At 37.2% G+C, this 21,311-nt stretch carries 14 protein-coding genes; 5 read left to right on the top strand and 9 right to left on the bottom strand.

What is annotated here, in order from left to right:
* Positions 1 to 52: 52 nt before the first annotated feature.
* On the top strand, positions 53 to 1,489 hold the full coding sequence (locus ACYVHJ_RS00715; protein WP_460511666.1) for a sodium:solute symporter: 1,437 nt from the start codon (positions 53 to 55) through the stop codon (positions 1,487 to 1,489).
* Here ACYVHJ_RS00715 and ACYVHJ_RS00710 read toward each other — a convergent pair whose 3' ends face one another.
* Together ACYVHJ_RS00710 and ACYVHJ_RS00705 are read right to left on the bottom strand one after the other, a co-directional pair.
* Positions 1,490 to 1,687, bottom strand: coding sequence for a hypothetical protein (locus tag ACYVHJ_RS00710; protein WP_339904480.1), 198 nt, complete (start codon positions 1,685 to 1,687; stop codon positions 1,490 to 1,492).
* A gap of 186 nt (positions 1,688 to 1,873) precedes the next feature.
* Complete coding sequence (locus ACYVHJ_RS00705; protein ID WP_460511663.1) at positions 1,874 to 3,271, bottom strand: arylsulfatase; 1,398 nt, start codon at positions 3,269 to 3,271, stop codon at positions 1,874 to 1,876.
* Positions 3,272 to 3,561: 290 nt separating this feature from the next.
* On the opposite strand from ACYVHJ_RS00705, the gene ACYVHJ_RS00700 reads away from it, so the two are divergent.
* The 4 genes from ACYVHJ_RS00700 (at position 3,562) to ACYVHJ_RS00685 (ending at position 7,562) form a co-directional block, all read left to right on the top strand.
* Complete coding sequence (locus ACYVHJ_RS00700) at positions 3,562 to 3,978, top strand: hypothetical protein (protein WP_460511661.1); 417 nt, start codon at positions 3,562 to 3,564, stop codon at positions 3,976 to 3,978.
* A gap of 345 nt (positions 3,979 to 4,323) precedes the next feature.
* Positions 4,324 to 5,196: an alpha/beta hydrolase gene (locus ACYVHJ_RS00695; protein WP_460511659.1), complete on the top strand. Its 873-nt coding sequence runs from the start codon at positions 4,324 to 4,326 to the stop codon at positions 5,194 to 5,196.
* Positions 5,197 to 5,862: 666 nt separating this feature from the next.
* Positions 5,863 to 7,209, top strand: coding sequence for a sodium/glutamate symporter (locus ACYVHJ_RS00690; RefSeq protein WP_460511657.1), 1,347 nt, complete (start codon positions 5,863 to 5,865; stop codon positions 7,207 to 7,209).
* Between the two features lie 86 nt (positions 7,210 to 7,295).
* Positions 7,296 to 7,562 (top strand): hypothetical protein, encoded by a 267-nt coding sequence (locus tag ACYVHJ_RS00685; protein WP_460511655.1) that lies wholly within the window; start codon positions 7,296 to 7,298, stop codon positions 7,560 to 7,562.
* A gap of 133 nt (positions 7,563 to 7,695) precedes the next feature.
* Here the strand turns inward: ACYVHJ_RS00685 and ACYVHJ_RS00680 are convergent, their stop codons facing one another.
* From ACYVHJ_RS00680 to ACYVHJ_RS00650, 7 genes are all read right to left on the bottom strand, one after another.
* Positions 7,696 to 8,100 carry a response regulator gene (locus ACYVHJ_RS00680; RefSeq protein WP_460511653.1) on the bottom strand — a complete coding sequence of 135 codons (405 nt, stop codon included), beginning with the start codon at positions 8,098 to 8,100 and terminating at the stop codon, positions 7,696 to 7,698.
* Positions 8,093 to 10,069, bottom strand: a complete 1,977-nt coding sequence (locus tag ACYVHJ_RS00675; protein ID WP_460511651.1) for a sensor histidine kinase — start codon at positions 10,067 to 10,069, stop codon at positions 8,093 to 8,095. The genes ACYVHJ_RS00680 and ACYVHJ_RS00675 overlap by 8 nt, the downstream gene beginning before the upstream one ends.
* A 1,256-nt stretch (positions 10,070 to 11,325) precedes the next feature.
* The gene (locus ACYVHJ_RS00670) at positions 11,326 to 14,442 is read right to left on the bottom strand and encodes a PAS domain-containing protein (RefSeq protein WP_460511649.1); all 3,117 of its coding nucleotides are present in this window, start codon (positions 14,440 to 14,442) and stop codon (positions 11,326 to 11,328) included.
* A gap of 716 nt (positions 14,443 to 15,158) precedes the next feature.
* On the bottom strand, positions 15,159 to 17,669 hold the full coding sequence (locus tag ACYVHJ_RS00665) for a tetratricopeptide repeat protein (protein WP_460511647.1): 2,511 nt from the start codon (positions 17,667 to 17,669) through the stop codon (positions 15,159 to 15,161).
* A 672-nt stretch (positions 17,670 to 18,341) separates the two neighbouring features.
* Entirely contained in the window at positions 18,342 to 18,857 is a 516-nt protein-coding gene (locus tag ACYVHJ_RS00660) for a hypothetical protein (RefSeq protein WP_460511645.1), read from the bottom strand.
* 10 nt (positions 18,858 to 18,867) lie between these two features.
* Positions 18,868 to 19,776, bottom strand: a complete 909-nt coding sequence (locus ACYVHJ_RS00655) for a hypothetical protein (RefSeq protein WP_460511643.1) — start codon at positions 19,774 to 19,776, stop codon at positions 18,868 to 18,870.
* Between the two features lie 701 nt (positions 19,777 to 20,477).
* Positions 20,478 to 21,248, bottom strand: coding sequence for a hypothetical protein (locus ACYVHJ_RS00650; RefSeq protein ID WP_460511641.1), 771 nt, complete (start codon positions 21,246 to 21,248; stop codon positions 20,478 to 20,480).
* Positions 21,249 to 21,311: the final 63 nt, after the last annotated feature.

The following is a 21,311-nucleotide window of genomic DNA, read 5'->3' as shown; positions in this document are numbered from 1 at the left end:
TAAAGAAAATGCCTATCATTGGGGATAAAAAATATATTATAAAAAGAGAACCATGAGTCCATTGCTCGTTTTTGGTGTAATCGCCGCTTATTTTGCACTTTTATTATTGATAAGTTACCTCACTTCACTCAAATCTGATAGCCAAACTTTTTATACAGGAAACAGGGAATCCCCATGGTTCTTGGTGGCCTTTGGCATGGTGGGTGCTGCCTTATCAGGGGTTACCTTTATCTCCGTACCCGGAGAGGTAGGCAACACGCAATGGGCCTATTTGCAATTTGTAATGGGAAACATGGTTGGCTATGCAGTTATTGGCCTGATATTGATACCGCTCTTTTACAAATTAAACCTGATCTCAATTTACGAATACCTCAAAACAAGATTTGGGCAGAAAGCCTACCTTTCTGGAGCCACCATTTTTCTTATTTCGCAAACCATCGGTGCCTCTTTTAGGCTCTTTTTGGCTGCTACTGTCTTACAACTTGCCTTTTTTGACGCCTTCAATATTCCCTTTTATGCATCTGTATTGACCACCATGGTGCTGATTTGGCTTTATACCTATAAAAGTGGCATCAAAACCATTGTATGGACAGATACCCTACAAACCATATTTTTGCTTTTGGCGGTGGTGATCACCATTGTGGTAATAGGCAAACACCTGGACAAAAGTACCTCTGAATTATTGACCGTGGTTGGAGCAAGCGATTTGTCCTCCATCTTTGTTTGGGGAGGCAATTCTAGCCAGAATTTCTTCAAGATGTTTGCAGGTGGTATTTTTATTACCATTGCCATGAACGGGCTGGATCAGAACGTTATGCAAAAGAACCTGACCTGTCGCAATCAAAAGGATGCTCAGAAAAACATCTTCTGGTTTTCCATTACCTTCTTTATTTCAAACTTACTTTTTTTAAGTTTAGGGGTATTGCTTTACCATTACGCAGAAGTTAATGGCATTGAGCTACCAAAGGCCACAGATGAATTGTTCCCTTTCTTGGCATTGAACCACTTTGGAACCCTGGCAGGTGTGGTCTTTTTATTGGGGATTACTGCTGCAGCTTTTTCTAGCGCCGATTCCGCTTTAACGGCCTTGACCACCTCTTTTTGTATAGACATTGTCAACCTTCCTGAGCGCAATAACATCGACCAAGATAAAACCAGACGTTGGATCCATATTGGATTTACCTTCTTGGTTTTCCTAACCATTGTTGCATTCAATGAGGTGAACGACAGAAGTGTAGTAAGTGCCGTATTCAAGGCAGCAGGTTTCACTTATGGGCCTTTGCTCGGTCTATTTGCCTTTGGACTTAGTAATAGATTTAGCGTCAGGGACAAATGGGTACCCTTTATCTGTCTTTTAAGCCCTGTCCTTTCGTTTATCCTGGACTGGAACGCTGCCAGCTGGTTCAATGGCTTTCAGTTTGGCTTTGAAATCCTTCTGGTAAATGCGGCGATTACTTATATGGGTTTGCTCCTTATAAGCAAGAGGTAATTAAGCCCGCATCAGGGTAAATGGCAACATAAACAAGGCAAATATCATGGAAAGGGTAAGGGTTACCCCAAATCCCAGCAAGCGGAATGGCAGTAATACCAACCATATTATAGGGTATAACAATAAAACAATTAAGGCTAAAGGCCAGCAAAGCACCAATAAGATGGCCCAAAGGATCATTCCGATAAATATTCTCATGAATTAAATGGATTTTTCTTTTGGGAAAATAAAGGCCAATTAAGTGCCAAAAAATAATAGGCCCTTGAATAAGGATTCAAGGGCTTGAAGACAATATCAAGCCCTTCCTTGCTACGGTTCCGTACAAGATTATGTCCGATTATGTACAAAAAGAAATTGCTCATTACTTGAAATGAATGCATCCCTTTACCAGTCTTTTTTCCAAATGGGACCTCCTGTATATATTTCACCAACCGAGTACCTAGGAGAAGGCACCACCATGGCATCCATTAACTTGTCCATTTTTTCTACCAACTCCGGATTTTCATCCGCCAGATTATATTGTTCAGAAATATCCTCGGCAAGGTTGTATACTTCAATCGCTTGGCCCTGCCCTCTTCGGATTCCTTTCCATTTACCCATTCTCACAGCCTGATCATACCTTTCTCTGGTATGACCAAAATCCCAATAGAATACCCGCTCATTTTTGGGTAATGGATTGCCTTTCAGAGCCTCAAAAACAGAGGCCCCATCAATCTTCGCCTTAACGGGAGCCCTGCCCAGTTCGGCAAAAGTTGGTAGCATGTCTTGGAAACCAATCGGCTCATCTGATTTTTGCCCGGTTGGGATTACACCGGGCCAACTTGCAATAAAAGGTACCCTTATCCCTCCCTCATACAGATCTCGTTTATACCCTTTTAGCTTTCCATTGGTCCTGAATTTTTTCCACACATTGCTGTGTCCTCCATTGTCTGAAGTAAAGACAATTAAGGTATTCTCCCTAAGGCCTAGCTCATTCAAAAGAGCCACAATTTTGCCCACATCCTTATCAAGACGGTAAATCATGGCTGCATATTTTTTGGCTGCCTCAGGCCAATTTTTTTCCGTATAGGGGTAAGTGGAAGGAACTGTCAAACCATGCTCATCTTCTTCAGGGGCAGAAAAATGAGGACTGGTATAGGCAGCATAAAAAAAGAAGGGCGCTTTTCTATGCTTGCGAATAAAATTTAAAGTCGAATTGGTGAGAATGTCATGACTGTAATTGTTTCTTAGGATGGGATTATCCGTTAATAGTATTTTTCTATCGTCATGATCCAAGTAACTGGGGTAATAGTAATGGGCATGGTCCTGATTTAAATAGCCCGTCCAAGTATCAAAGCCCATATTGGTGGCTCGACCTTCCGTTTTGGCATCTCCCAAGGACCATTTTCCTACCCCTCCCGTCCGGTATCCGGACTCCTTCAAGACCATAGCCAAGGTAATATCTCCTTCCTGGAGGTATGTAGGATAATGTGGCACATTGTCTCTGGCTACTGTATGCCCATTGTGCTGGCCGGTCATCAGCACAGATCTGGATGAGGTACATACCGGTCCCCCGGCGTAGGCTTGACTAAATACCATACCTTCCTTAGCCAAGGCATCTATATTGGGGGTTTGGATCAAATCCTGTCCATATGCACCCAAGTCGCCATAACCCAAATCATCGGCCATGATAAAAACAATGTTTGGCCTTTTCCCATTGTTGATTTGTTGTGCATATATGGGTTGAAAGGCTATTGATAAAATCAATGGTATTAACAGGAGGGTCTTCTTCAGTAAATGCATTCGTTACTAATTAATAAAAGAAATCTTTTCTCACGCTAAAGCTCTCATCAGGCTTTACTGCAAATTCAATAACCATCAACCGCTTCAGTAGGGATCATTCAAAAGCTACAAATCCATATCTTTCTTCAGCCTAAGTATAGGTTTGTATAAGTTAACACCTTTTTAGGAAACAATTCCCAAAGGAAATGATGTAAAGGTAAAAAGTGGCAGAGAAAATCCCATCTTTTTTGATAATAACCTCAACAAAACCTTTTTAGGCTTCGTCAAGGGAAAAACCAATAAAAACAGTGATGAAAAACACATTTACAATGCTATTGATAACTTTATTTTTTATCGTTTCCTGTGTGGAAGACCCTCAACTTTCAGCTTCAGAAACAGGCCCGATGCCCGTGGGCTCTTGGAGCAATATTTCTTATAATGAGCATGAGCTGATAATGGAGAAAGTTGACCAATTGCAGGAAAACACTTATGGTTATCGCTTTCTAAGCGATGGCACTTTTATTCACCGTGCCAACAGTGGTTTTTGTGGCACACCTCCCATTGTCACCAATGATTTTAAAGGAAGCTGGACCAAAAATGATCAGATAATCACTATTCAGGGCAAATTCTGGGGAGGCGAAACAGCAAAGGAATGGGAAATAATTTCCTCCGACAATAATGTTCTGACCATCAAAGTGCTGAAGAGTGAATTGAAGATGGAGGAGTAAATCCCTAATAGGTGGTTCTAACAGGCCGCCTATTGGTTAGGTCTATATTTTTTTAGATCGTATTTTTAATGAAGGTTACCCAGAAGCAGACCAACTCAGAGCTGGTTAAAAAAAATCACGCTCCCTCTTTTCTGTTAATTTTTAACTCAGGGTTTAAGAATTTCAACTATTATTTTTTTAGATAACCACTCTCTACCATTGCTATGATTAGCTATTGGTAGAATATTTTTTTTAGGGTATATTAAAGCTTCGTTTACTTCCTTGACGTTTATTTAAAAGGGAATTTACAAGCGGAACCATTTATGAAATTGAATTGATTCTAAAAGTCAACAACCAAAGCCTCCCATGAAAACACAACCGCAGCCAAAAAAAGTAATGCTTATCCTTTGCTCCTTTTTTTTCTCACTTGTTTTCGTTGCGCAAGCTCAAAATGACGAGCTCATTCACATTTGGCCGGATAAAGTGCCGGGAGAAACAGCCCCGAAACACCCGGCAGTGGTCACAGATAACAACAGTGGAGGAGTGACCAGGTTGACCGATGTAACCGATCCTACTTTAAAGGTTTTTTTACCGGATGATAAAGTAAACAATGGAGCAGCCGTTATTGTCTGCCCCGGAGGAGGTTATCGTATTTTAGCCATCGATAAAGAAGGTTATGAGGTAGCTGAATGGTTGAATACTTTGGGCTACACAGCCTTTGTCCTGGAATACCGGGTACCGCAAAAGCAGGAAGGCGCATTGAACGACATACAACGGGCGATCCGCATTGTCCGAAGCGAAGCAGAAGCATGGAAATTGGATCCTGAAAAGATTGGCGTAATTGGGTTTTCAGCAGGCGGAAGTTTGGCAGCCCGCGCAAGTACACGGTACAATGAGGTAACCTATAAAGCTCAGGATGCCAAGGACAAATTATCCTCCAAGCCAAATTTTGCCATGTTGATCTACCCTGCCTACCTTGACAAGGGTGAAAATAGAAGCCTTACTCCTGAACTAAAAATTGACGACAACACTCCTCCTATGTTTCTTTTTGCTACAGCCGACGATGCGCATGCCAATAGTGCTTTGGTAATTGCCACAGCATTGAGGGACAATAAAATCCCTGTTTCCTTACACTTACTTCCCAAAGGAGGACATGGCTATGGACTAAGGAATGGCAACCCTGCCGGAGAGACCTGGCCGGCATTGGCCGAAATTTGGCTCAAATCAACGGTGAAATAATCGATACAAAGTCCTTTAAAAAAACCCATAGATTGGGCTAGGCTATTGCAGATGACCTTTACCGTACTATTTCGCAAATTTCAGAACTCATTTTGAGAGAGGGATAATTGCAATCACAGCCAAGTTTTGGATGTGATTCTATGGTAGATTATCAACTGATACCAAGGAATAATTGACAACAAACACTCCAAAAGCCAATAAAACAACGCTTTCGCTAAAAAAGCTCATGCTCATTTTATTTATAATGCACCTTTTACCGGTTGGCTAATCTCAATAATAATTCAAAAAAGGAACTTCAATTTGGGTTTCCTATTATTGTTAACTATATAAAAATCAAAGCTGTACTTTTTATTTTTTGGCAAAACTTTTGTTCCAATAATTGCCCTATAGAATGACCAAAAACAAATTTAGTTGCCAAATATTATGGCAAAACAAAGGGGTGAATTGAATGCTTTATCCTCTCAATAGGCAATCGGAATTCCAACATGCATCCTATTGAAAAACGGATAAAGTCTTTTTGGATAAACTTAAATTATCTAAATGGCTGATAAAACTCCGCATTTACGGACAGCCTTAACATTGTAACAGTTTTCAAATACACCTAAACCCCCTGGCCATTTTAAATCAATCCGGAATTAATTCACCGTACAAAAATCAAACAGATTCATGGAGAAATTTGCGACATTTGAGTTTTTTAATGCCTTGCTATTGATTACCCTTTTCCTCTTTATTGCCTATGTGCTTAAAGAGGCCTTTCTAAAAAAATTAATGATCCCAGCCTCGCTAATTGGTGGTGTGCTGGCACTACTGCTTGGGCCGGATCTTCTAGGCCCCCTTATTTCTAAAAGCATCGGAATAGGTGCGCTACCTGAGGGTTTGCTTCCTGAGGAGAGTATAAATATCTGGAAGGATTTTCCGGCCTACTTGATTGTAGTGGTTTTTGCGGGCCTATTCCTTGGTAAAAATATCCCCAACTTCAAGACCATCCTAAATAAAAGCATGCCCAATCTATGCTTTGGTTACACCCTAGCCCTTGGGCAATATATTGTGGGCTTGCTTATTGCTCTACTCCTGCTTAAACCGATGTTTGACATCGATGTAGTTTCAGGTGCTTTGATTGCCATTGGTTTTCAGGGAGGACATGGTACCGTGGCCGGATTGAAAAACACCTTCTCTGCCATAGACTTTGAACAGGGAGTAGACTTAGGGCTTGGTATTGCCACTATAGGGCTAGTTTCTGCCATAATTTTTGGCACCATTATGTCTAATGTAAATGGCAAGGAGGAAACACATGATATGAAAATGTCGGACAATGGAGAGAAAGATGACAACTTGGAAAAAGTAAAGAAGGTGTCTTTCCCATTACAGATAGCCATCGTTGGGCTCACCATAATTTTAGGTTGGTTATTTTTAAAAGGGCTAGCTTATAGTGAGATGGCTATATTTTCTCAAGAAGAGTCAAAAATAAATAAATTCATTCCATTGTTTCCCGTGGCCATGCTGTCTGGTTTAGCCGTACAAGTGATAGCTGAAAAAGCAAAATTAACAGGCTATATCAGTAGAAAGCACATCAATTATATCACCAACCTCTCACTGGACCTACTTATTGTGGCCGCCATTGGAAGCCTTTCCATTAAAGCTTTGACGGATAATTTGGCCCCATTATTAATTCTTGGTGGAGCCGGCGTAGGCTATAATATTGCCATTTATTTTTTGATGGGGAAAATTTTCTTTCCCAAAGAATGGCGATTAAGAGCCTTAGGAGAATTTGGTCAATCTACCGGCACCACAGCCATTGGATTAATTTTGATCAAAAGAGCGGGCAATAAAGCAGAAAAATTCACCTCCACCTTTAGCTATAAGCAACCCCTTTATGAACCTATTGTTGGTGGGGGGATTGTCACAGGCATCGCCCTTCCGCTCATCAGTAATGTAGGCGTTTATCCTTTTATCGGGGGCATGGCACTTTTATTAGGCCTACTATTATTCCTATATTTTAAATTTTATAAATAGTCATATAATTTATTTTGGGATAAAATTAACTTCTGTAACCATTGTCACCATATTGAAGATGTTGTCTTTTTACCTTTGGATAAGAAATGATGAAAAGCATGGTCAGAAAAGAAGTCAACACAGTTAAGAATCCCATTAATAATTGGACATTGGTGCTGATCATGTGCGCATGGTTGGGATTGGCACCCTTTTTCCCGGAACCCCATTTTTGGGGAAAAATTAAGTGGATAGCCGGTGGTGCCAATGGCATGCAATTAATCGATTGGGGAGATTTCATTATGCATGGTTTCCCATGGCTATTATTGGGTCGTCTTGTTTTCCTCAAATTCAAACCTGGGGCAGTAAAGGCTTGACAGGAACCTTTTTAAGGAGATTTGTCAATTATATTCCGATAAAATCACCGGACCCTGAGCGGAGCTGAATGGGCAGGTATTTTGGATTTGGTAAAGGCTATTAATAGTTGCAACATTGAAAATAGGCAAGTCGCTAAAAAAAATGTTCTACAATTTTTGTAAACCTTTCCACGGTCAAGGGTTTATTAAGGAAATCGTGTACAGTTCCTATTTTTGAAGCTTTCTCCTTGTCCTCAGGATTATCTGAAGTGGAAAGCATGATAATCATAATCTTACCTTTCAGACTTTCATCAAGTTTGTTGTACTCTTCCAGAAAATCCCACCCTGTCATCCCAGGCATATTGATGTCAAGAAAAATTAAATCAGTTTTAGGGTATTTACTATCTTCTTTTTGTCGTAGAAACTCAAGGCCTTCCTCCCCACTCTGTACGTCCACAATATTCTCAACTAGACCAGTTTTATTGATGACAAACTTGTGCAGGAAATTTGCGGACTTGTCATCATCAATTAGCAATACACATTTTAATTTTTTAGTCATTCCTATGTTGGTTTATCAATACTTTGAATACGCTTCCTTCATTTAAAGTTGATTCTACCCAGATCTTTCCCCCATGCAATTCAGTTATTTTTCTACAATAAGAAAGGCCTATGCCAAGACCTTCATAAGCTTCCCTCTTATTTATTCTTTGAAAAATATCGAAAATTTTTTCATGATACTTTTTATCTATACCTATGCCGTTGTCCTTTACACTTATAACTACCTGATCTTTCACTTGCTCTCCGGAAATAGTAATTTTAGGCAGGCGGTCTTCCTTACTAAATTTTATACCATTTAGAATTAGATTTTCGAAAAGAAGCTTTAGTGAGGCCTTGTGGCCATAAATTGGGGGCAATTTCAGCACTTCAACAGTTGCCTTTCTGGTAATGATAATGTTATTAACCTCTTCAATTACTTCCTTGATTAATTTTTGTGTGTCTATTTTATGATTTTCTAAATTTTTTCCTAATAAGTTGTATTCCAGAAGTCCATGTATAAGCTTTCGCATTTTACCTGCAGCCTCCTGAATAAATAGCATGCTTTGTTGTTCTAATTCATCCAGATTATTTGATTCATTACTAGAGAGCAATGAGGTGTAATTTAGAATGGTTTGTAAGGGTTCCTGAAGGTCGTGGCTAGCGATATAAGCAAATTGCTCCAATTCTCTGTTCTTGTATTCAAGTTTTTGAATAGAATCCAGTTTTACCTGAATGGCTACTTTTCGATCAGTAATATCCTGCCTGAGGGCCATATATTCAGTGATCTGATTGTTTTCATCTTTAAATGGAACAATTGCAGTCAAAACCCAATAATAGGATCCATCCTTTGCTTTATTTTTTATTTCATCTACCCAAATATCACCGGAACTGATTGTTTTCCACATGTTTCTAAAAAAGTGCTGACTGTGGTATCCGGAATTGATTATGGCATGAGTATTTCCTATCAATTCACCTTTAGAATATTTAGAAATCTTACAGAAAACATCATTGACATAAGTAATTACCCCCTTCTTATCTGTAATTGCAACGATGGAGGCCCGATCTAAACCTTCTTTAAATTGTTTTAAATAAAGGTTGTTATTTTTAAGGTCACTCTCTGCTTTTTCTCTTTTTGCAGATTCCTCATTAAAACCTACTGCCAGGAAACTGATGTATAAAATGCTTAAGGTAATGATAATTGAGGCGAAGGAAATTAGGCTCAAATCCGAAGAGATGTAATTACTATTTACTCCCCACATGAATAGGTAATTGAAGAGGATAGGGAATAGCACCAACAAAGGAATGGTTTTTCTTACCAATACGCTTCCTTGATGTTTGCCAGCGATTAAATCAATTAGATTAGCATTGGGATTATTGACCAGTTTTATACTTGAAATTGAAAAAAAAACAATACATGTAGAGAGCGCCATCGTACTGAAAAATATACCTCTCTCTGAAGTAGATACCCCTTCCATGAAAGCAATGATACCTACCATCGTGAGGGCAATAATAAACATTAATGAAAAGACACCAATTCTCCGTACCAATCTCCTTTTTGAGTTTTCCACCCAAAAAAAGCAGCCTAACAAAATACTGCAAATTGCCGTTGAAGGAGCCATTCTTCCAGGATAACCATTAGAATGGTTATCAAATTTCAAAATATTGTCAATTGAAAAAGGAAATAAGTTAAAGTATTCTGAAAGGGTAAATGCTCCTATTGCAAATATTAAAAAAGAAAGACTTTTTAAAATTATAAGATTTCTTGACTCATAAATTAGATTGATAACCATATGAAGTCCTGAAAGTGATATTATCAATGCGGTATTAATCTTTAAATTGGTGAAGGAGTTAATTAATGATTGCAATAGGCTAACATTGTAAAACCAACCTAAAATTACCAGCACACCGAAAAGCAAAGCAATTAAGGAAATTGCCCATTCGATATAATAAAATTCTTTAGTTTTATCTCTGGTAACCAAGAGCCTTTTCATTTTTAAAAGATATTATTACTGCAAACCCGAAGTTTTTACCCCCCTAGCTCAACCATAATTCCCTATTGAATAAGTAACAAATATGCCCTAATCTATTTACTCAGTTTGTCATTAATGCCAGGCACTTTTGAATTTTTAAATCAATATTATGTCAAAGGTTTCTTACCAAGGAGTGAAATCTCAAACAAACAGCAAAACAATTAATCTAGAACTGACTTCAATTCTAAATAAAATAGCTATTGCATAGTTCAGGTTAAATTTCATGAGTTTTTCGGGCATTTGAGAAACCAATAATCATAATTAAGCATCAATTGACAAGCAGGATATTTCACTATCAACTAGACCATGAGTTGCTACATATCCCATTGTTCCAAGATATATTTATGCTTAGCTGTAATTATTTTTCTCAACCTTATCTAAATTTAAGAAAATTTATAATGTTATCAATAAAATGAAGTTTAAGTTTTACAAAAAAAATTTAGAGAACGATTCCTTTTAAATTATGTGTCCTTTTTTTTGATTTTCCTTGATGATTTTATTCAGGATGATTTGCTATTAAAAAGAGCACATGAACCAAGACCGGGCTTTTCACTGCAAGAGCTTAGGGCATTTTTTTAGAAAAATATTTCCTGGACTTTGTATTTTACAACCACGGTAAGACAAAACAAGACCTACTACAGGTTTTTATGGAAAAGGGTAAATTGGTGCAAATAAGTTTATCTAAGACGCTTTATACATCTCCAATCTGAGGTTTAATTTTAACCCGAAATATGCAATAGACAATCTATTACGTGCTGAAATCGCTTTAAAATCAGCTACTCGGTTGCTGTTTTCAATTTCACCTTAGCGGTGCTACGCTAAAATATCCAAACAGCCTGATGGTCTTGCGATTGCAACACTTCCCGTAAACACGGGACAGGCTTCACCCCTGACCTTGTCAGGGCGGAGAAATTCTATTACATAATCCGAGTTTAAAAAATTTTGGTTTTCATACAGTGTCTTTACAACTAAAAAGTATCCCTAATCTGGAATTACAATTGTAAACAGACCTTTTACGGTACATAATTAAAGCTAATTGCGATGGTATCACCGGACCCTGAGCGGAACCAAAGAAGTAGTTATTTCGGATATGTTAACCTAAAGCTTCGACTCCGCTCATCTACCTGGCTTTGACGTTGCGTAGCAACCCTTCAGATTGCTTCGGTTATAAATAAAACGCCTTTAAAATTCGGGGAAATTAAACATTCGTTCTGTGCTTAACCAATATCTTCTGCATTTATTTTTGTGGTAATATCCTTAATCACCCCATCCAATTCATGAGCTGATGTCGTGATCATTTGTATTATTTGATCCCTGGTCATTTCCTCATCATCATCACCTATGTTTTCGAATAAATTAATTAATCCCAAGATTCTTGCCAGAGGAGCCCGAATTACATGCGATTGAAGCCAGGCTATCTCTTTTAGCTTTTTGTTCTGAATTTTAATTTTATCTAATTGTTGGCGAGAAGAAGTAACATCTAATGCCGAACCTATGGACCTTATTGGGTTACCAGCATCATCTCGTAATATATAACAACGATCAATAAAATAGATAATGCTACCCTTTTCAGACAAAACCTTATACTCTGAACTCCAATAGGATTCGTATTTATCAGCTAAGGTATCTTGTAAAGAATCCCATACCCTCTCCCTATCTTCTGTTATAATCTTACTAAACCAGGAACTCTTTTTATTAAAGCCTTCAATACTATTAAATTCAAACATTGATTTTCCTCCTTTACCTCTAGTAATTATTCCGGCTTGATGGTCAAGCTCCCAAATAAACTCATTGCTTGCTTTCATGGCTAACCTAAATCGCTCATTGCTTAGTGCCAATTCTTTCTCATATAGCTTACGTTCAGTAATGTCTTGTATGGTTCCTTCTATTCCGTAAGGTTGGCCTTGTTTATCGGTTAACAATCGAATTTCCTGATGGACCCATTTAATACTATCCTTACCTGTCAATATACGGTGTTCAAAACTTTGAACATTATTATCCTCTAATAACCCAATTGGGTCTTTTTCCATCAGGTGTCGATCGTCAGGATGGAAGGTTTGGGCAATATTAATTTGGGTAGGAATAAAATCCTGAGGTGAATAGCCATAAATGCGATACGTTTCTTCTGACCAAACAGAAAGCTCTGAATCAAGATTCCTGGACCAATAGCCAAGCTTGGCAATTTTTTGGGCAGTTTTTAACTGCTTATATGCCACTTCCAATTTTTCTTGAACCAATCTTTCTTCAGTGATGTCCTTGGCTACCGAAACAATAATTTTCGATTCTTGAATTACCGTAACACTCCATACCAACCATATAATATGGTCATCGGAAGTCACAAAACGGACTTCGTATTTAGGGTGGGACGTATGAGATAGGGAGGACTGATGAGCGATTAAGGATTGAAGCCTTGTTTGGGATTCTTTTTTATCATCTTTGTGAATAAAATGATAAATAGGATTAGCGAGTAACTTTTCTTTCTTATACCCCATCAATTTTTGAAAGGCTTTGTTGTACTTTTTGATGTATCCATCAAAACCTATGATACAATGCGGATCCGGAGAAATATTAAAAAAATTGCGGTATTCTTCTTCAGTAATTTTTTGCTTAATTACCGGCCCAAGAAATTGGGTGACTTCTTTAAGCAAATGGTATTCCTCTACTATTTCATCTTCCCGATTTGATGAAAAACAAAGAATACAACCAATAAACTCATTGTTATAAGCAATGGGAAAACCCATTGCTGTATTAAATTTAGCGGGGTTTCGAACAAATTCTTTTCTGGTTGGTAAATCTTTCCACAAAATAGGACCATTTTCTTTCCAAATATAACCCGGAAGACCTTCCCCTAGAGTAAAAGAGGTGTGTTCTTTTCCGTATTCGTAAAACGAAGAAAATTTTTCATTTTGAAAGGAATAAGAAATCAAGTCTAATCGACTTGCTTCCTGAGAGACCAACCAAATTTCACTATAATCGATACCATTTAAATCAGTTAACTGACTTATTGCTTGATTGAAACAGGTTGATAATTTCCCGGGTTTTCCAATTTCTTTGGCTAAAGAAGCTGTCATCCTCTCAATCCTTCCCTGCTTCACTTCTGCAGTAACTTCATGTGTATTGGCTACAATTCCATAAATAAATGGCGTATCTAAATGGTTTGTTAACTCCGTCTGAATCCATCGCCAGTCCCCACTGGCATCCAGAAAACGGTAAGGTTCGATGGTCATGTATTTAACCGTTGAAATTCCAGCCAAACAATCCTTTATACGAGGTTGATCTTCTTTATGGATAAATTCAAAAGCATTTTTACCTATAAATTCATCCGGAGCAATTCCCAAAACTGTTTTTGAGGTGGGCCCTACGTAATTATAATTCCCGTTTTTGTCTATGATCGCAATAAGATCTTTTCCATTTTCAATCAAAGATTTAAACCTTGCTTCTCTGTAGGAGAGCTCTTGATAAGCTTCAAGTTGTTTAATCACATGGGCCAAATTTGTGGTAAGCACTTGTATCAATTGAAAATCTTCCTCTGAAAATTCTCGCTCTTGCGTACAATCATCAAAGCCTATAAAGCCATAAAACAATTCATTAACCCATAATGGTAGGACAAGTATAGATTTGATATTCTGCTGTGACAGCATGGTTTTAAGGGTCGACTGTGGAAGGTCTTTAACGATGGATTCGAAATAGCTTTTCTTCTGTAAAGCTTCCATAAATAAAGGCAATTCTGAGAAGGGAATATTTTGAAGTTTAGGATTATCAATCTGAGGTGCTATCGCCTCACCACTCCACTCTAACCTCTGGGAAGTGGTCTTATCCTTTAGGTTATTTTGAAAAAAGTAGATCCGATCAATTCCAATGGTTTCCCCAACGATTTTAAAACAAGCGTTTAGAGATTGAAGCCAGTCATTGGATTTCAAAAGTAACTGGCTTATGGTGCCAATCGCTTTTAAATAATTCTTTTGCCCCTCTATTTTTTGCTCTCTTTCATAGCGGTCTGTCAGATCAATGGCTGTAACTATCTCAGCTTTTATTCCATTAAATGTAATATGATTGCTTTTTATCTGTACATAAATTATAGTGCCATCCTTTTTTCTATGTCTATAAAGGCTTTCTTTATACAATTCAGAACGGGTTCTGGCTTCTTTTACTGCTCTTTCTAGTCTTGGGATATCCTCCGGAGGACGAATGTCCTTAATCGTTATATTTAGAAATTCCCTCTCACTATAACCATAAGAACGAATGGCCTCCTTGTTGACGGCAAGAAAACGAAATGTTACCAAATCATAAATCCACATTGGAAAAGGAGCAAAATCAAAAATTGATCGGTCCATATTTTTATTTAAATTTTTGCATGTCATTATGTAAAAAAGATGCTGGTAAAACCACTAAATCCTACACCTATTAAAAATAACATCTAAAACATTTTACACAAATTTAACTTTATTAAGATTGATCTGGTGTGAAATGTAACTTTTTATTGAATCAATAATAATTAAATGCAAATTGATCCATAAAAGTTAATGCAAGGCCTCGAAATATTTCCCCTATCCATCAAATGATAAAAGAGAAGAAAAGGGAAAAAAGGTTTAAACTTTACACAATTGGTGCGACTTGACCAGCCTGTATTGCATCTTTTAAAATTAGCGTAAATCTGTATGCTGATCTGCTCAGCAAGGCTTTTCCCTACTGCTTGTAATATAAAACTACAAAAAACTATCACCTTCAATGGGAAGAGGGAAGATATCCCTAATACCCTCCACTATTACACCTGTATCCTTGCAGCACTTGAGGAAAAAAAGCTTGAAGGTTTTTAATAATGCCTGTCTTAACCGAAATCTCTAAAAATAATTCATGCTATTTAGGTTCTTACATTTATAACAATCGGACTTGGCTTACCAATAAAAATGGCATTAAAATAATTATGCATTAAAGATATAAAAGGCGTAATTGCAAATTACAACTAGGTGGGAGACAGCCGAATCCTGAAAGAAGCCAAAGTGGGATACTAAAGTTGAATTACTGCTAGCCTAAAATCCCTCAAGATAGCCTAGCTTTTTTTCTTGCGCTTCTCATTAAAATCATCCACAACTTTTTGAAGGATTATTATGTTTTGATTTAAGTCCTCATCTGTATCATCCAATTGTTGCGCTTTTTTAAAAAAGAACAATGAATGATTGTACATTTCCATCCTCTTCAAATAAAGCCAGCCGTATTTTTTTGGGTATTCTAATTTTTTATTGGCCTGCTTCCCGATTTCATTTGCTTGTGCAGTACAGGTGAATCCTATCTCAAATAATGTGTCATAATCGTATTCCTGTAACTTTACTGCATGCTTATAGCTTGAAATTGACTTTCTGAAAATTTCTATAATGGCTAGAAAGATTTCGTCGTATTTTTCAGGTTGATCTATGAAATTATTGATGTCATTTTTAAGTAAGGTTGCTTGTTCACTGTACACAATTCCTAAATTATAATAAGCATCAACATATTCAGGATTAATCTCAATTGCTTTTAAATAATAGTTTTCTGCTTCATCATAATTTTCATTCCCTTGTTCAAGTACGCCAATATTAAAAAACAATATATCGTTTGCGTTAGCTGACTTTTCTCCTTCCTTGAGTAGTTCTAAAAAACGGTCTTTATTATTGAGTTTATTATAAATATGTGCTTCTGTTATTAATAAATCATAGTTGTCAGGGAAATCCTCTCTAGCTTTTTGAATGAGTGTAAGGGCTTTGTTAAAATCTCCACTTTCAGACAGTACTTGAGATTGTGAAATCAAATTTCTAATTTCAATATTTTCATTTTCAAGAAGAGAGGCTTTTTTTTCTTTTGCCAATTGTTCTTCAACAAAATCATCCGGATTTTTTCCGGTTAATTTTTTATCCCTTTTTAACCAATCTTTTACAAGGGCATTAGACGCTGAATTTTTAAATCCATATTTTGAATTTAAAAATTTATACAAAGGCATTTTTTCCTTCCCTTTGGTTCCATTAAATTCAATTTCATAATAATATATTTTTTCGTTAGTATTTTCCAAAAACAACTTCAATAGTCGGTCATCTTTTATGTACAATTGATCCCAATCTAAATCTTTAGCATAGTTTCTTCCAAAAAGCACACCAATTAGCAATGACTTTTTGGTTTGATCATTGGCTGCGTTAAATAAATCAATGGCTTTTTTGTCATAATAGTCACTGACATAATTTTGTCTTGTATAAAAAAATATTTCATAGATAGGATCTAAAAATTTATTTGTTTCGTTGGAGGCTAACATTTTCCGAGCTCTTTCACTCTTCTCTTCGTCAACAAAATTTCTCCAAAATTTAAACAATCCATATCCTGTTGATCCATGAACATTATTGTTATGATAGCCCAAATCTGTAGACAAATCTCCTGCGAAATCAATCAGTTCATTTAAATTAACATAATAAAACTCATTGATTAGCGCCATATTTTCAAGTTCCTTCTCATTTTTTAATAGCTGTGCCGTATTGTACGCCAATATTTTCTTTAGTCTATTTACTTGGTTGGAAAAAATTTCTGATTTTAAATTTTTATACCTTGCGTCACCTTCCTTTTCAATAAGCCAGTTTAAATTATCAATGGCTAGGTTTTCATAACTTCGTAATGTTTTTTCCTTTACAAGAAAGGCTGAATAATCCGTTGTATACAAGGCTTCGCACTCCTTGTCTAAAGGGATAATTTCCTCAAGATATTCCCTTATGTTTTCATTCTTATTATTTACATTCCTAATCCTAGCTTGTTGAATATCGTTGGCAATACTTAAACCCACATTAACTATTTGAGTAGCGGCGGCTTCTAAATTTTGGGTATAAACTTGTTGTCTTTCTAAGGCGTTTTGGTAATGTGAATTTGCAGCACTTGTGCCACTTTGGTAGCTTGAGGAATTTGATTGAGAAGTTTCGTAGCCATTATTGTTGCTTACCGGTTGGTCGGAGTCAGTACTTGGAGTAGCTGATGCACTTTTATCATTTTCACCCAAAGCATACATTTTAACCAAATGGAAATTTACTGCATCAATATAAGTGAGGCGCATATTTTTAATAGAAAATGCATTGCTTAAAAAAATCTCTTTAGCTCTCTCTCCACTTGGAAGATTTCGCTTGGTGTGTTCTGCATGTATATGACCCTCGAATATGTTTAGCCAATCTCCTCCATAGGTCATATTTCCTTTACTATCGAAGCCAATTGATGTAATAAAATTACTGCCTTCATAAAGGTCAACCACAAATCTTGGGAATTGCACCCTAATAGCATTGTAGGCTTCTTCTCCTATTTGCTGCCTTGCATATTGTTTTCCTTCGAAATAAACGGTATTCCCCTTTTCAATGGAATAAGAAATGTTGACCCATGGCCTGTCATTTTTTAAATAATAATTGAGCTTTAAGTTTATTGTTGCATCACATCCATTTTTCCCATTTTCAGGCTTCCACTGAATAGTTTTTTCAAAAATTTTGCCACTGGAATTTTGTGCAAATAGGAAAATATTAAAAAATGTAAATAGTAAAACTAAATAAGACTTATCAAATTTCATGGATCTGCTTTTTCTCTCATTAAATGCCTCAGGTAATATACTGAAATACTTTTAAAAAATATCACCGTAAAGTACAATTTATGTAAAGGGAAAGGATAAATAACCATTAATTTCATTTAGCCATTAAAAATACATGTATTCCTTGGTTTGAATTTGAGTTGAAGGTCAAGTGTATTAGCTTTCGGAACACTAGATTGGTTGCCGGCAATTAAATAAAAATAAGTTGCCCGGTTTACCCGAATTATTGCCCTTGCAAGAATCTCGAAAATATTTTATCTCCCTTCCATTTAATCATAACCTAGTGTCGGCTTTAGTTGGCCATTGCAAATGGCCATTTTAGAATAGTTTCCCTAAATTTTATTAAGGTGGATAGAAAGGTGTAATTGCAAATTATAACTAGGAGGGGATTACAAATAAATACTGAAAGTTAATAGAACAAACCTTGGATCAGTTTGGATGCTATATTGGAGCCTTAGCCTTATAGTGTCAGAATTTTAATCTTTTGATTATTAAGAGGTACTTTAGTAGGCCTTTGCAAATGGCCAAAAAAGATTCTCGACTTTAATAAAGATTAGGAATATGAGGGTGTAGAGGATTCTACACCCAGTTGGCGGTTATGGATCTACTCTCTGCTTTTCTACTCAAAGCCAGTCTTAGGCAAGAGCTAACGCATTAAAGTTTCGGTAAAAATCTAAAACTGTATAGCCACAGAGCTACTGATCCAACCACAAACAAAAGCGATAATAAAGCATATCTCCATTTCTCACTCCTTGATCGCTTATCTAGCTTCTTGAAGTACTTGACATACTTATCTCCCTTGAAAACACTATAGTAACAAAGAATAAAAGAAAGTATTGCGTAGGCAAAAACGTAAGTTGGCTTAACTAAGAAATAAACATTCAAAAAGCCTAAAAAAGTACTTACAAAGCCCCATAATAAAAAAGTTACAATTCCCGCTAATGCCCCGCCAGATATCATGATTCCAAAACCCAGTCGTTTGTCTGTCCAAATTTTATTTGTAGAATCCAGAAGGGTAGTCCCCTGCTCTTTAAATTTCCTCTTTACTACCGGTATCCTGCCTAGAAGAACAAAAGGATTTAATTTGTTCGATAGCATATGGCGCTTGTATTCAGCTTTGTAGAAGCAGTAATGAATGATGTTTAGCCATAATTCAACTCTTTCTTTCATCTTCACCTACTTAACGTCCATGATAAGAGTCAACCCAACTTTCACCTAGGTGACTACCTAAATAGCTTCCACCTACACCGAAGCCAAAACCTCCGATTACCCCACCAATTACCGCTCCTGGAAATATTCCTATACCACCAAACCAAACTCCTATACTAGCACCTATTAATGCACCAGCTTCTGCTCCTGCCAAACCTAAAACGATACCCCCCGCACTGCTTGCTGCTGCCCTTTGGGCATTATACCCGAATTGGGCACCATCTGCTACATAGCCTTCATAAGTCATATATCCACCAAGCACTACCTGCCCTAAAACAACAGCATTCCCTGCCAATTTATAAGTATTAGCAGCTTTTAATGCAGAGCCTCTACTTCCAGTGTATTGATTAGGTCCACGACCTGAAAACCCTTCATAATATTTCCCATTCTTACCAAGCCAATAACCTTGACTGGAGGTAAGACCCTGCATCGCACCGTAAATACCGCTACCTATGTTTAAGGCATGGTTGAAGTTAGAAAAATCTGTCATCCCTTTATTCTGTACAGCATGATATAATACAAATTCAGATTGCTTTGCTGTAACATAAGTTCCTTTTGGATCTTTTACTGTATAGTCTGGATGATCTATCCACTTATACTTAAGTATATAATCCATACCGTTAAAACTATCGGTATCCATCGACATCCAATTATGATACGGATCCCTATATTCATCCGACCAATGATTCCCAGAACCCGGATTGGTTCGGGTAAATTTGGGCATAAAGTCAAAGGGATTTTGGGAATTGTTTGAGGCGTAGGTATCTCCCGTACCCCATATCCCTGCATCCTGCCCCATCAGTCCAAGCGGATCACTGTACCGAACCGGATTATTAAACCCAAAATGATAGGGGCTTAAGCCTGGGACCATAGCTGCCATGGCAGGATTTTCTGAACGCTGATTTGATAAGCTTCCCTCATAACTAAAAGTAGTTTATCTCCACAGAATATACAAATGATTATTGCTGAATAATAAGAAAACAGGAACAGCTTGGAGGTTTATTTCCGCCTAAATCATACAATAGTCAAAATTGCAAACTTTTGTTTACGTAAGAAGTGCTTTTTTAAGCCATTGCAAATGGCATAAAAAGGATGACGATTTCAAAGGAGGTTAGGAATACAAGGGTGTAGTGAATACTACACCCAGGCAGGGTTGAACAGGTATATGATTTGATTACCAACCATTAATAGTTTTACTTAGAAAAATGCCAGACGCAATCATGCCAAAAAAGGTTATAAAAAGAATAAATATTGCAATTGCTTTAGCCTTTCGCTCAGAATATTTTCCTTTATATAAACTGTTTATTCTAACGTATCTTTTGTCTCTGAGAAGTACAAAGTAGTTAAGACCTATTATAATCAGTACCATTATACCAAATACATACCTAAAGTCTATTGATCTAAAGGAAAAACTATAACTTGAATCATAAAAAATTATTCCTAACCAAGAAAGAATTACTATTATCAGTAAACATTCAGAAACTGATAGCAATACGGCCGCCCTTTGGTGGCTTGTGTCACCTTTTCTTTTCCGCACCATGCTATAAAAACACCAGAATAAGTAGGTATAAAAGGTCTTTCTCATCGATATCCAAAATATTGATCAATTAAAGCATCTCCGTTTGAGCCAACTGTCAGACGATAGACTCCATAAAATATCCCAAAGGTAGCAACGACTGGTGCCCCTGTTATTCCCGCCGCTAAACCTCCAATAAATAATCCTCCTGTAATAGTAAGGTCAACCCAAGTGGATGTGTTATCTCTGTCATTCAAAAATGCATTATAAGACGAACCTACACTTACCATAACTCCTAAACCTCCAAGGATATTTCCCCCAGCTTTGGCAGCTGATCCAGCTGCCCTAAAGGCCTTTTGGGTACCCGAAAGCCACTTATTGCTCCCATAAAACTTTGTTGAATATAATCTTCCATTATTACCAAGCCATTGGCTCTCCTTCAGAAGCATATCATGCCCCCATCCGCGTAACGACATAGTTCCAGCTGGAGCTGATAATATTCCGCCAGATAAGTTTAACGTGGTGTTAATGGCGTTATTACTCCCCCCAATCGGATCCCCCCAAGCACCAAAATAGTACTGATCAACAAATCCTTTTCCTTCTACCTGAAAGGCTAAATCACCTCCCATAGGATACCATACTTGAAGCTGCCCGTTTACGAACCCAACTTCCTTACCGCTTCCATCTTTAAAAGATCCTCCAAAACCATAGCCACCACTGCTCTCCGCATAAGCTTTTTCCGCTCTATAGGCATCACTTCCAGTCCATCCATTCCAGTCACTATTTTCCCATCCATCGGTCTCGTCCTGAAAATGGTTGACACTTTTGTTTTTCAAATATAGTAAGTGTTTTAATTTTTAAGAAGTTTCATTTAACTTACAGTACCACGATAAAGCGGA

It is taken from the genome of Cyclobacterium sediminis (genome assembly GCF_054781075.1).
This window is presented reverse-complemented; position numbering and strand designations above follow the sequence as displayed.